Here is a 13,244-nt window from a genome sequence, read left to right as displayed (position 1 = left end):
TTCAACCCGCCTTTGCCATCTGCATGAGAGTAACGCGTTGCTGCAGTCGACGCTGGGCCTGATCGACAACCACGGCAATGATAATCACCAGTCCCTTGATGACCATCTGCCAGAAGGACGAGACGCCCATCATCACCAGCCCGTCCGACAGGATGCCTATGACGAAGGCGCCAATAATCGTTCCGCCGATCGTCCCGCGGCCGCCCGACATCGATGTTCCGCCAAGAACCGCCGCAGCGATCGCGTTGAGTTCGAAGCTCTCACCAGTCGCCGGGTGCGAGGCCATAAGTTCCGATGAGATGACGACGCCGACGATGGCGGCGCAAAGGCCGGAGAACATATAAACGAAGATTTTCACGAGATCGACGCGGATCCCCGACATGCGCGCTGCGCGCTCGTTGCCACCGACGGCGAAGATATGACGGCCGATCGGCGTCGAGCGCGCGACATAAGCTGCAAGCAAGGCGAGCGCGATGAGGATCCAGATCGATACCGGCAAGCCGAGCACCCGACCTGCGCCAAAGAAGTCGAAGCCGGTCGTGGCATATTCAGGCCGGCCGACAAGGTTCGGAAAGGTCTGACCGTCTGAGGAAAGCAGCGCGAGACCGCGGGCGATATAAAGGGTGCCGAGCGTCGCGATGAACGGGGCAACGTTGAGCTTCGTAATGAGCAGCCCGTTGATCAGACCGATGATGAGGCCAATCGAAAGCGTGATCAAAACGATCTCGAAGAGGTTGAAATAGATGGTGTAGCCGATTGGCAGCTCGATGCCGTAAAGGATCAAACCGCCGGCGACCATGCCGCAAAGCCCGACGATCGATCCGACCGACAGGTCGATGCCGCCGGTGATGATGACGAACGTCATGCCCATCGCCAGGAAGGCATTGAGCGCGACGTGTTTTGACATCAGGATCATGTTCGCAGTCGAGGTGAAGTTCGGTGCGAAGATCGCGAAGAAGACGATGACGGCGAAGAGCGCGATGAAGGTCCTGAGCTTCATCAGCGTCAGGAGGAAAGAGCCGTTGGCGCTCGCCGGCGATGAGGTGGATGAAGTAGCGGCCGTCATGACGGGTGTTTCCCTTGATGTCCATGTCCCTTGGCCGAAGCCTGGACAATAGCTTCTTCCTTTGCCTCGCTGCGGTCGAAAACGGCCACCAGTTGGCCGTTGCTCAAGACCGCGATGCGATCGGAAAGCGCCATGACCTCTTCGAGGTCAGAAGTCGAAAACAGAATGGCGAGCCCGTTCGCCGCCAGCCGGCGCATGGTGCGGAAGACATCGGCCTTGGCGCCTACATCGATGCCGCGGCTTGGCTCGTCCATCAAAAGCACTTTTGGGTTGGTCATCAGCGCCTTGCCGATCACCACCTTCTGCTGGTTGCCGCCCGACATCGAGGTTACTTCAAAATCCGGGTTGGGCGCCTTGATCGAGAGGTCCCGTATAGCATCGCGAATGGCGTTCTTCTCGGCGCCGCTGTCGATATGGAAGAGGCGGGTAAAGCGACCAAGGCTTGCCAAGGTCAGGTTGGAGGCGATGGAGAGCACCTGGACCAGTCCCTCCCGCTGCCGGTCTTCCGGAATGAGCGCAAGGCCGCGGCGGATACGCCTGGTGGTATCGCGGGCGCGGACTTCCTTGCCTTCGATGAAGATCTTGCCCGTCGAATGCAGGTGACGTCCGATCACGCATTCGAAGAATTCGCTGCGCCCGGCGCCCATGAGACCATAGATGCCGAGAATTTCACCCGCTTTGACGGAAAGCGAGACGTTGTCGACCGCAAGCCCGCCCGTCGGTCGCGGCAGGCTGATGTTTTCGGCGCGGAAGACCTCGTCTCCGACGGCGTGATCTGCCGACTTTGCGAAATCCTTAGCATCAGAGCCGATCATGGAGCGCACGATCCAGCGTGTATCGATATCGCGAACCATTGCCTGGCCGGTAATCTGGCCGTCGCGCAGCACAGTAATGTAATCGCCGATGCGCATCAGCTCTTCAAGCCGGTGTGAAATGTAGACGATCGCCACCCCCTGAGCCTTCAACTCCGCAATCACCTTAAAGAGAACTTCGACTTCGGCGGCCGAGAGGGCAGAGGTTGGTTCGTCCATGATCAGGATGCGCGCATTCAGCGACATCGCCTTGGCGATTTCGACGAGCTGCTGCTGGCCAATCGGCAGATCCTCGACCATCGCTTCGGCCTCGATTCCGGCATCCAGACGCTTCAGAAATTCATTGGCTTTCGCGGCCTGTGCCTTGTGGTCGATGCCGAACAGGCCGCGTGTGATCTCGCGAGTGGCGAAGATGTTCTCCGCGACCGACATGTTGGCGAAGAGATTGAGTTCTTGAAAGATCATGCCGATTCCGAAAGCTTGCGCATCCGCCGGGCTCCCGAACGAGACCGGCTCACCATCCAGGATGATGCGGCCGAGCGTCGGGCGCTCGACCCCGGCGATGATCTTCATCAGCGTTGATTTGCCCGCGCCGTTTTCGCCGACCAGGACGTTAACGGCACCTCTGTGCAGCTCGAGATTGGCGCGCTTGACCGCGACGATGCCGGAATAGACCTTCGACACGTCGTCGAGGCGCAGGATAATGTCGTCCTTCGGCGTGGCGCTCGCCGTCATCATGACACCGTCAGTCGGCAAGGCGTGACAAGTGGAAGCTGTCCGCTGTTTGGCAGAGGGAAGGCCCCGATGACGGTCACTGTCTTGCCGGCCAGGTCGTCGCGGGGGATAGCGGACAGGAAGGCCGTATTGGCCTTCTCGTTGAACGCCTTGCCAAACTGCGCCCACTCGATCTGGTTCTTGAATTCGTTGAAATTGACGAAGGCGAGCGTGTCGCGCAACGCTGTGCCGCGCAGAGCCGGCCCGATCTGGAGCTTTGCGTCGGCCTTTCCGTCGCCATCGGCGTCGACATCGAGCGTTGCTGCACGCGATGCCGTGTCGGCGGCAATGACCTTGCCGGTGAATTTCACCGCATAGGTCCACGGCGAGCTGCTCTGCTTGCGCGGGTTGCCATATCTCTCTCCCGCCTGGTCTGGGCTGGAGGTGGCCAGCTGCAAGACTTCCTTCAGTTCGCCTGCGCGCTTCTCGAAATAGGGTACGACCTTGGGCTGCCAGATTGCCTCGACCTTTGCATCCGGGTCGAAGGCGGTCTTGGCCGCTGCAGCCGCCTTTTCCTCTGCGGTCGGCGTCTTGATGATCTTGCAACCGGGCAAGGCGGCCGCCACGACAGCAGCGAGCAGAGCGCCCTTCATTCTCAACATGCAATAAACCTCGAGTCATACAATATGCACTGCAAAGGGCGCAGTGCTGCGCCCTTTGCAAGACACGGCTGCGGTTAGTTCGTGAGCGCGAAGGTCTCGAGTTTGTCAGCGTTGTCGGCGTTAACGAGAACGCAGTCCATGAGCTGCTTTTCTTCCTTGGGTGTCGTCTTGTTCTTGATGTAGGCGTCTGCCTGTTCGACGGCCAATTGCGCCTGGGCATAGGCCGGCTGCAGGACGGTCGCCTTGATACCGTCGGATTTGATGGAGTCCCGGACATCGTTGGAACCGTCAAAGCCGACGACGATCACGTCCTTGCGACCGGCAGCCTGGAGGGCTGCGATCGCGCCCATGGCCATCGTGTCGTTGCCCGAAATCACGCCCTTGATGTCGGGATTGGCCTGGAGGATTGTCTCCATCTTCGAATAGGCTTCCGTCTGGCTCCAGTTCGCCGACTGCTTGGCGACCAGTTTCAGGTCCGGATAGTCGTCGATGACGTCATGGTATCCCTGGGAGCGGATGCCGGCATTGGTGTCGGACTCCTTGCCCACTAGCTCGACATAATTGCCCTTTTCACCCATCAACTTGACGAACTCCTGCGCGCCAAGCTGGGCACCCTGGTAGTTGTTGGAAACGATCTGGGCAACGGCGACCCCCGTCGCATTGATTTCACGGTCGATCAGGAAAGAGGGGATGCCCGCATCCTTGGCCTTCTTGACGGCCGCGACAGAGGCGTCTGCGCCGGCATTATCGAGGATGATGGCCTTGGCGCCCCTTCCGATTGCGGTGTCGATCATTTCGGACTGCTTGTTGGCGTCATCGTCATGCGTCATGACAAGGGCCTCGTAGCCAAGTTCCTTCGCCTTGGCCTCAGCGCCGACGGCTTCGGCCTTGAAGAAGGGATTGTCATGGGCCGGCGTGATGATGGCGATTAGGTCGGCCGAATATGCCGGAATGGCCGTTGCGAGCGCGAGTGCGCCGGCGAAGGCCGCAATTGTCAATTTACGTGTTAGTCTCATTTTCTCCTCCCGGGTGTGAATAGCGCCCCGTCTCCCTTGGGGCGGTTGAGGGGAGGCGTTGCCTCCCCAAGCCAGTTCAGGTGATACGCCGGATGCTTTCGGCGATCTCCTGTGGTTCGAATACCTTCTTCCAGTCTTCGCGCATCAGCGCAGGGATGCCGAACTCGATTGCCTTGTTGCAGGCATCCGAAAACACGCCGTCAACTTCCTTGAAGATGACCGCGCCGAGCACGTTCATATGGCCGAGCAGGAAGTCGCGGGCGGCTTCCTCAGGCACGCCGCGCGCGACGCATTCGTCCATGGCCTGTCGCATGACGACGAGCAGCGATGCGCAGACGGTTTCCGACAAGCCAGGTTCGAGCATTGCAAGTTGGTCGACCGTAACCCGGTGCGAGCGCATGACGGGCGCCCAGATGATCTTGGCGATCTCCTCGCCGAGCGCGTATGCGCTTTCTGGTCCCTGCATCAGCGCCGAAACAATGTGCTGCTTGGCGAACAACCCCCCGAAATGGTCCTTCTTTGCCTGCATCTCCGTCTCATCATTGAAAATTGGCGGATGGCAGGGATGGGTGACAAAATAGGTGAGATCGTCGCGCTTTGGCAGATGACCGGCAAAGGGAGCCGCAGCGTCCAGGGCCACGACCATGGTGCCGGGCTTGAGCTTGTCGACGATGCCTGCCGCGACTTTTCCAATCGCCGTGTCCGGCACGGCAAGGATGACCGCCTCCGCGCCATCAAGGGCGGCATCGACCGGCATGCATTCGAGATTGAGGTCATTCTTCAGTCGGACTTTGCCGGCGTCGCTAACCTCAACATGGCGCACGTCGAAACGCGAACCCTTGAGGTTCTTGGCGAGCCGATATCCCATTTTTCCGCCTGCGCCGAATAGGGCAATTCTAGTCATATTTCCCTCACCTGTTCTCAAGTCTGATAGGATCATATACTGGTATAATGAGTCAATCACCATATCACCAATAAAACATCACGGCGCATGGTTTTCTTTGTTGAGCCGATCAATCGCCCGTACATTTTCAGCCGAAGGGCCAGAAGGATCGAATTCGGGCCAGGCTTCGCCCGTCCACACGCCGGGCTCCTCCCAGCGCATGTTCTGGGCGCCGACCTTGCGAACGGCGAAGGAAGGCATGACGAACCGCTGGATGCGAATGTCACGTTCACGGTCCGCATCGGCAATGGGCGCGACGGCGAGCGCTTCGTCGGCTTGTTCATGTTAAAGCCGGTGCCGACCCAGAAGCTCATCTCAGTTCTTCCTTCCATCGCGGATCTGCGCGAAATAGCCGTCGGATCCGACCTGGCCGCCCTTAAGAGCGATCTGCAGGCCATTCGTCGGCTCATAGCTGCCATGCGCGAGGCAAAGCGGAGAACCCGGCGTGTGGGGAAGCGGAAGAAGCGTCGTCAGAGCGTCGATCCTCAACTGCCTGAGTGCGTGACTGGAGGTATCGCCCCCGGCAATGACCGCACGCGAAAGCCCTTCGCTCTCGATCAAACGGCGCAAGACCGAGCCCAGCACACTTCCGAGCTTGTGACGAGCGCCCGGGACCATGTCGATGTGGATGCCAACGTTCGCCGAAGGGCCAAGGGCGGTATAGAAAATGACGCTCTTTCCCTCTCTCAGCTTTCGAGTGCCGGCCTGTACCGCTTCATCCGCCGAGCGTTCGCTATCTTCCGACACCAGTGCAAGAGGGTCGAGTGCAATGCTTTCAAAGCCGTCATGGACCGCATTTCGGATTTGGCGCTCGGTCGTCGCAGATACGCTGCCGGACACGACGGCGAGGCGGTCAACCGGGCCGACATCGGCAAACTCGATGCTGCTTTCGCCGATAACGCCGTTTCGCCGCCAGGCACTGAGAAGCGCGTATTCGACCCCCGACGAGCCGGCAACGAAACTCGAGGATTTGCTGGTAAGACGGAGTAGCTGTTTACCTGCAGCCACCTGCGTTGACTCGGATTCGACATCGATGAGCACAATCCCGTCCGAAACCGACGCGAGTTCGTCGATACACGCGTCGGCGTTTGCGGATGTGAGCACAACAAGATCGGCGACTGCAACGGGAACGCGGGTTTGCTTTGCCAGGTGGACGGCAAGGTCGGCCTCATCCATCGGAGTCACCGGATGGCAACTCATCACCGGGTGCCGGTCGATGCGATAGATACGGCCCTGGTAGGCGGCAAAAAGGTTGCCGAAGGCGGTATAACGCTTCAATTGCGGCGCACCAACGATGACAGGTACAACGGACTGAGCGAACGTCGTCCGGCCGATTTCGATCGCCTTGCCGATGCTGCCGATCTCAGCACTGGAATCGAAGGTCGAGCAGACCTTGTAGTGGCATATCTCGGCGCCCAGAGACTTCAGCCATTCGAAAGCGGGCGTCAGGTGCTGTTGCATCCATGCGGGTGTCTCGCTGCGGCTTGTTCCGGCAATGCCGATCGCCTGGCAACCCTTGAAGCGGGCAAGAATTTCGGGCGTAGGGATGTCGAGAAAGAGCGCAGTCGCAATGCCGTTCGACGCCAAGGCTTCCATGACATCGGTGGAGCCGGTAAAGTCATCGCCGTAGTAGCTGACGAGAAGCTTGTCCATCGCGATCAGGCGCCTTTTCCGTCACTGAATTTTGCAATGGAAGCCGCAAGTTCCGGATGATCCTTCGCGTAGGCCTCCAGTGGTATGTCGGCGACTGCGGCCTGCCAGGCCTGCTGTACCGCCCGAACGCCGGCCGCCGGTCCGCCGGGATGACTGACGATGCCGCCGCCGCAAAGGTAGAGAAGGTCGGTGGTACGGCCGGTTCGTTGGTAGGTCTCCGGGGCCTGTCCTCCCCACTGACCGGATCCAGCAACCGGAAGCGGGCGATCGGAGGCGTCGAAGAGCGGCGTGGTGACGGCCTTGAACGATGCAATGAAGCTTTCGTCCGGTTCCCAGTATTTTACCCGGATGCCGTTGATCTGGAACTGGTCGACGCCGAGCAGTCGCCAAAATTGCTGGTAGACCTTGAAGTCCATGCCGGCGCCAGGGTCGCGCGTCAGCACGTCCCAACCGTTGCGATGCGCATGCAGCACCAGATTGGAACGCTTTCGAAGAAAACACATACCGCCGAAGCCGATCGAGTTGATGTTGACGACGGCGCAGTTGCCGCCGGCCTTGGCGACGATGTCGTGGTTGCGCATCATTTCGTCGGGGTCGGCATGCGAGATGCCGAATGCATACATGACCTTCTTGCCGGTCTTCTGTTGGTGATCCAGAATACGCGGCATGATCGCTGCGACACGATCCTTGAGCGGCGAATAGGCCGGGCTCATCAGCTTCTCGTCATCCTTGATGAAGTCGACACCGGATTTGATGAGTTCGCCGACAAGCTCCGCCGTTTCGTGCGGCCGCAGGCCAAGGGCCGGCTTGACGATCGTTCCGATGATCGGACGGGCTTCTACCCCGGTCAGGCGGCGACTTCCAGGAATGCCGAACTGCGGTCCTGGATGGGCATCCTTGAAGGCGTCCGGCAGCTTCATGTCGACGATGCGAATGCCGGTCATGCCCTTGATGGAATAGACGCCTCCGATCGCGATGGTCATCAGGGCCGAAAGATCTGTGCCGATCGCGTCCAGCGGGAAGGCGATGTCGACATCGGCGCGGTGGAGCAGAGTGCCGGGGCCAACCTCCGGCCATGTTGGACGGCCTGCATCGCCGAGGCGGCGGATCGCCAGCACTCGAGCGGCGACACGCGATTTCAGCTCCTCGGTTTCACCCGGAACGGGCACGAAGGTTCCGGTCGACTGGTCGCTTGCGATCTTGTCCGCCATTGATTCGACGCTCCCAGGCGTCTCGATGCGGTAGGTCAGCGTAATCATCATGACGTGCAGGTTGCTCCTCTCGCCACGAACGATTGTCATGGCGTCAACTTATGATGTGGTATAATGAGTATTCCAATTGATGAAAAGTGGAATCTTTCGATGCGCGAATTTCGGGCTGAGCTTTGTTCTCGGCATGGAAGATGGTAGGAGGAGACATTTTGAGCCAGCGAGACCTCATGACACAACCCATCGAACAGATCGTCCGCCGGAAACTGTCCGACGAAGTGTTTGATCGACTCGAGCGGATGATTACGTCAGGCGAACTTCAGCCTGGCGATGAAATGCCGTCCGAACGCGTTCTCATGGAGCGCTTTGGCGTTGGTCGTCCTGCAATCCGCGAAGCGATGCAGTCACTTGCCAATAAGGGGCTCGTGAACATTTCCCATGGTGAACGAGCCAAGGTACTGCAACTGACGGCTCGATCGATCTTCCGTCAGGTCGATTTGACCGCGAAGATCATGCTGTCCCAGTCGGCCGATTCCCTGGAGCATCTGAAGAGCGCCCGAATTTTCTTCGAACGGGGCATGGCGCGGGAGGCCGCTCAACGTACCAAGCAGAGCGACGTCGACGAGCTTCGCGACATTATCGACCGCCAGCGCCGCGCATTGGGCCATGCAGAAGAATTCATCGCCGCGGATATGCAGTTTCATACGCGCATCGCTCAGATTTCCGGCAATCCGATATTCGTCGCAGTGAGTGAGGCAATGCTCGCATGGCTGAAGGAATATCACACCGAAATGCTCATCTGGACCGGTAAGGAAAAGCTTACACTGGTCGAGCACGAGGAAATCCTTGAGCGGCTTGCCGCAAACGACGCCGATGGTGCTGAGGCAGCGGTTCTGAAGCATCTCGAACGCTCGCGGGCGCTCTACACGAAATAGTTCACTCACGTGGCTTCATCACTACAGATATCCGAGCGGCCTTACGGATGAAGGTTCGTTGGAGCCGCCACTCGGCAGCAGTCGCTTGCTCATGCTCTCTTGGAAATGCTCGCGGCAAAGGCCTGGAACAGGGCTAGCCCACTCGGCCAGTCCTCAAGCCCACTGCGGCCGTTGATATGGCCGACCGCTCCGACCTCGACAATGTGGCTGCCCCATTCGGCCGCCCGCATCCGGGCATATTCAATCTTGCCATAAGGATCATCAGCACTTGCAATGACGAGAGAGGGAAAACGGAGCTTGCCTTCAGGTGGGCCGCCGAAACCGGCAGCCTCCGCTGGAAAGGCATCGGACTGTGGATCGGGAACTGCCACAAGAAAGGCGCCTGCTACGGGAAGAGAAGAAATGCGCTGCCAATGGACGACCAGAAGGCACGCCAGGCTGTGCGCCACCAGCAGCGGCGCATTTTTGGTGGCGGCGACGGTTCGCTCCAGCGCTGCGGCCCAGTCCGGTAAATCCGGCTTATCCCAGCTCTTCGGTTGAAAACGGATCGCCCGGGGATTTGTCCGCTCCCAATGCGTTTGCCAATGTGTCTCCCCTGATCCTCCAATACCGGGCAGAATGATGATGTCGGCCATGTTTTCTCCTTTCACGCCGGGAAGATGGCGTCTTCCATCTGTCTCTGGAATAGGCAATCATCGGAAAACACATCCGATTTCCGATGAACTAAAGGTCAAAGCATGACACCCGCCCAAAACGGCCGCTTCCTGCTCGATCCGACCGATATTGCCATTATTGAAGCATTGCAGGAGGACGGACGGATTGCGATTTCGGAACTTGGGCGCAAGATTGGATTGTCTCAACCGGCGACGTCGGAGAGGGTAAAGCGGCTGGAAGACCGTGGGATCATCGCCGGATACGGAGCACGTATCGATGCCGCCCGGCTGGGATTGGGAATGATGGCGGTCGTGCGCCTTCGCACGACGCATGAGCACATCCGCGCATGTCTGAAGCAATTTTCCGAAATGCCGCATGTCATAGAAGTGCTGCGGCTGACGGGAGAGGACTGCTTTTTCTTGAAGGTTCTGGTCCCGTCACCGGGAGACCTCGAGACGATCGTGGATTCAATCGCGAGGTTCGGGGCCGTAACAACGTCCCTCGTTTTGCGCGGCGAGCCGCCGAAATTCATCGGGCGCACGCTGATCCACCGGGTTTAGGAATTCCAGCACAAAGCCGATCAAGCGGATTTTACCAGAGCAAAAAACGGACGCAACGTCGACCGAGAAGAGGTATGCCTGTGCAGCAACCGATGCCGACAGAGACAGGGATTTTGCAGTTCCTCGCAATCTGTGACAGCTTCTATCCCGCTGATGCGGTGGCGGCTCCCATTTCCCAGCAAAGGCAATGGTACGATGCTCTGTGTGCGCGTTTCGACCAGCCCCTGCCTGAGGGACTGACGACTGAAGATGCCCTCGTTCTCGACAGGATCGCGACACGGCGTTATCGGCCGAAGGCGATCAGGACAGAGACTGTCCTGCTTTATCTGCATGGCGGCGGCTTTGTGGTGGGATCGCTTGAGAGCCATCATGCGATCTGCGCCGAGATTGCTGATTTTGCCGGTGCCGAACTCATTTCGGTCGATTATCGCCTTGCGCCCGAATATCGATGGCCGGCGCAAACGGATGATTGTTTCGAGGTGTTGAAACACCTGCTCGTCTCAGGCAGGCAGGTCGTGCTGATCGGCGACAGTGCTGGCGGCAATCTTGCCGCTGGATTGGCGATCAGAGCGCGGCAGCAGCGATTGCTCGGCATTGCTGGCCAGGTGCTGATCTATCCGACGCTTGGTGGAGACCTTGTATCCGGTTCCTACAGTGAAATGGAAAATGCACCGGGGCTGAGAACGTCGGACGTCGCCTATTACCGCACAAGCCTGAAGGCTCCGCCAGGCGATCCTGTCGCCGAACCCCTTGCCGCCGCCTCATTTGCGGAGCTGCCGCCCGCCTTTATCACCGTCGCTCATTTCGATCCGCTGCGCGACGATGGCCGCCACTACGCGGCCAAGCTTGCGAAGGCCGGTGTGGAGGTCTGGTTCCGCGAAGAGCCGCAATTGGTGCACGCCTGGCTCAGAGCGCGTCATATGAGCGATGGAGCCCGCCTGGGCTTTCGGGCAGTGTGCGAGGCCGCCAGCCGCTTTGCTGCAGCATGACATTACATCAGGTCCCGCGGGATCTGCTTTTCTGAGAAGATCTTTTCAAAGACCTGAGTCTCGCCTTCATAGGCCGTGACAACGGCGCGGATCATCCAACTCGTCTTTGTGCAGGAGATGCTGGCCGTCGACACGGTGCGGACAGACCAGCCGGGCCGCTGCATGTCACATGTCCACGTTGAAGTGCCGGTCATCGAGAGAGGATCGTCGGGTGCGATCGACCAGACTTCTTGCCTCAGCTGCCGCGTCGAAAGCCCGGTCTCGGGATGCTCGAAAAGACCGGTGTCCTCATGGATCTGATAATGGGTAAAATTGGCGCAGAGGTCACGGACGACCTGTCTTTTCGTGGCAGCAGGAACGTGCTCGACATACTTCGGAAGTGGATCAGGATCGTCAGGCGCCTTCATCTCGATCTGTTGATGGTCGCCGAGTTTGGGAAGCGCAAGGCCGATCGAGGCAATATCGATGCTCACGCCAGCGTCTTGCGGAGGCGGCAGTATCAGCGGCCAATAGGCAGTCGAGACTGAAAGGCGGATGCGGTGACCGCGGCGGACGCGATAGCCGCAGGCATCAAGGACGACGCGCACCGTGGTCCGTTCTCCCGTCTTCAGCGCTTGCGGCCTGGCATTGCTGTCGCGATGAGCAAGGTTGAGCACGCCGAACGAGATGCGTGTCGCTGTCCCATCGGGATGAACATCGACCAGACGCGCGCAAAGATTGGCGGTCGCCGCCTCTGAGCGAAGAGAGAGAGTGAGTTCCGGCCGGCCGAGATAGTCATGGTCCTCGGCAATCGGCACGGTCTCGAAAACGAGGGACCCTGCATCGTCGCCGCGCTGGTCGAGAGCCATCTCCGCATCCGGCTTCAGCGTGAAATATTCGCCTGACGCAGTGCCAGTATCGAGCGGTGAACGGAGATAGACGGGATGCTCCGGCGCCTGGGGGATCGGCATCCCCTCGGTCAGCCGGCCGAACTGCTCGACATAAAAGCACTGCATCTTTGGCGGCTCCCAGACATCCTTGGCGATCCAGAAGCCGGGGTCGAAATCGCGGCGCCGCGCCGGCCGGATGGCGTCGAGGATATAGGCGCGCACTTGCGGCAGCGCATCGGCGCCGTTTTTGTCGCCACGCAGCCAGCGGTTCCACCAGGCGATTGCCTCCCCGTGAAAGTCGGTACGTGGCTTTGGCCAGGCGAAATGCGGGTATTTGTGAACCCAAGGCCCGATGAGCGCCTTCACCTTGCCACCGAGACCTTCCACCGCCATCAGCGGCGTGTTGCGGTAGCCATCGGCCCAACCGGCGATGACAAGTGCGGGAATGTCGACGCGGGAAAAATCTTCCGAAATCGAGCCATGACGCCAGAACTCATCCTTGCGCTGATGCTTGAGCCACTCTTCCATGAAGAAGGGTTCGTTCTTAAGGCGCTGCAGCCACATTTCCTTCCAGCGGTCGCCGACGATTGCAGGATCCGGCGGGCGTGATTGATAACCGAGCATGGTTGCGGCCCAGGAAAGCTGAGCCGAAAGATGGCACCCGTTCTTGTAATGGATGTCATCGTTAAAACGATCGACCGTCGAAGCGATGGAGATGATCGCTTTAAGAGCCGGCGGGCGAAGGGCTGCGACCTGAAGACTGTTAAAACCGCCCCAGGAGATACCCATCATGCCGACAGAACCGTTCGACCAGGGCTGAGCAGCGATCCAGGCGATCAGTTCACAGGCATTGGCGAGTTCGAGCTCGGTATATTCGCCGTCAATGACATCGTCGGATTCGCCTGAGCCTCTGATGTCGACGCGCACCCCTGCAATGCCCGCAGCGGCGAAGACGGGATAGGTCGATTCATCACGAAGGCTGGTTCCGTCGCGCTTGCGGTAAGGCAAGAACTCGAAGACTGCCGGGACGGGATCGGCCACCGCGTCGTCGGGCATCCAGATGCGCGCTGCAAGCTGCGTACCGTCCTTCAGGGCGATCCAATGGTTTTCGATGGTCGTGAAGCCGCGTTCGGTCATGGTGTCCTGGTCAGCAAATGCGGAGG

Annotated in this window: 12 protein-coding genes; 3 read left to right on the top strand and 9 right to left on the bottom strand. The window is 59.4% G+C overall.

What is annotated here, in order from left to right; genetic code table 11:
• Nucleotide 1 precedes the first annotated feature (1 nt).
• From A3C3_RS0100940 to oiaX, 7 genes are all read right to left on the bottom strand, one after another.
• Nucleotides 2-1,066, bottom strand: a complete 1,065-nt coding sequence (locus A3C3_RS0100940) for an ABC transporter permease (RefSeq protein WP_022712750.1) — start codon at nt 1,064-1,066, stop codon at nt 2-4.
• The gene (locus A3C3_RS0100935; protein WP_028739287.1) at nt 1,063-2,613 is read right to left on the bottom strand and encodes a sugar ABC transporter ATP-binding protein; all 1,551 of its coding nucleotides are present in this window, start codon (nt 2,611-2,613) and stop codon (nt 1,063-1,065) included. Before A3C3_RS0100935 ends, A3C3_RS0100940 begins: the two co-directional genes overlap by 4 nt.
• Nucleotides 2,613-3,254, bottom strand: a complete 642-nt coding sequence (locus tag A3C3_RS0100930; RefSeq protein ID WP_028739286.1) for a DUF2291 family protein — start codon at nt 3,252-3,254, stop codon at nt 2,613-2,615. The genes A3C3_RS0100935 and A3C3_RS0100930 overlap by 1 nt, the downstream gene beginning before the upstream one ends.
• Before the next feature lie 74 nt (nt 3,255-3,328).
• Entirely contained in the window at nt 3,329-4,270 is a 942-nt protein-coding gene (locus A3C3_RS0100925; protein ID WP_022712747.1) for a D-ribose ABC transporter substrate-binding protein, read from the bottom strand.
• 76 nt (nt 4,271-4,346) lie between these two features.
• Nucleotides 4,347-5,174, bottom strand: coding sequence for a phosphogluconate dehydrogenase C-terminal domain-containing protein (locus A3C3_RS0100920; protein ID WP_022712746.1), 828 nt, complete (start codon nt 5,172-5,174; stop codon nt 4,347-4,349).
• 354 nt (nt 5,175-5,528) lie between these two features.
• Entirely contained in the window at nt 5,529-6,866 is a 1,338-nt protein-coding gene (locus tag A3C3_RS0100910) for a four-carbon acid sugar kinase family protein (RefSeq protein WP_022712744.1), read from the bottom strand.
• 5 nt (nt 6,867-6,871) lie between these two features.
• Complete coding sequence (gene oiaX / locus A3C3_RS0100905) at nt 6,872-8,128, bottom strand: 3-oxo-isoapionate-4-phosphate decarboxylase OiaX (RefSeq protein WP_028739285.1); 1,257 nt, start codon at nt 8,126-8,128, stop codon at nt 6,872-6,874.
• Nucleotides 8,129-8,304: 176 nt separating this feature from the next.
• On the opposite strand from oiaX, the gene A3C3_RS0100900 reads away from it, so the two are divergent.
• Entirely contained in the window at nt 8,305-9,009 is a 705-nt protein-coding gene (locus tag A3C3_RS0100900; RefSeq protein ID WP_022712742.1) for a transcriptional regulator NanR, read from the top strand.
• A gap of 89 nt (nt 9,010-9,098) precedes the next feature.
• On the opposite strand, the gene A3C3_RS0100895 is transcribed toward A3C3_RS0100900, so the two are convergent.
• Entirely contained in the window at nt 9,099-9,644 is a 546-nt protein-coding gene (locus tag A3C3_RS0100895) for an RBBP9/YdeN family alpha/beta hydrolase (RefSeq protein WP_022712741.1), read from the bottom strand.
• Nucleotides 9,645-9,746: 102 nt separating this feature from the next.
• Here A3C3_RS0100895 and A3C3_RS0100890 point away from each other — a divergent pair, with 102 nt between their 5' ends.
• A complete protein-coding gene (locus tag A3C3_RS0100890; protein WP_022712740.1) occupies nt 9,747-10,223 on the top strand; it encodes an Lrp/AsnC family transcriptional regulator in 477 nt (158 codons plus the stop codon).
• A 92-nt stretch (nt 10,224-10,315) separates the two neighbouring features.
• Nucleotides 10,316-11,212, top strand: a complete 897-nt coding sequence (locus A3C3_RS0100885; RefSeq protein ID WP_145611661.1) for an alpha/beta hydrolase — start codon at nt 10,316-10,318, stop codon at nt 11,210-11,212.
• A gap of 2 nt (nt 11,213-11,214) precedes the next feature.
• Here the strand turns inward: A3C3_RS0100885 and A3C3_RS0100880 are convergent, their stop codons facing one another.
• The gene (locus A3C3_RS0100880) at nt 11,215-13,218 is read right to left on the bottom strand and encodes a CocE/NonD family hydrolase (protein WP_022712738.1); all 2,004 of its coding nucleotides are present in this window, start codon (nt 13,216-13,218) and stop codon (nt 11,215-11,217) included.
• Nucleotides 13,219-13,244: the final 26 nt, after the last annotated feature.

The organism is Rhizobium mongolense USDA 1844, assembly GCF_000419765.1.
Taxonomy (GTDB): Bacteria; Pseudomonadota; Alphaproteobacteria; order Rhizobiales; family Rhizobiaceae; genus Rhizobium; species Rhizobium mongolense.
The sequence above is the reverse complement of the archived record's forward strand: the minus strand, read 5'-3'. Positions and strand labels throughout refer to the sequence as shown.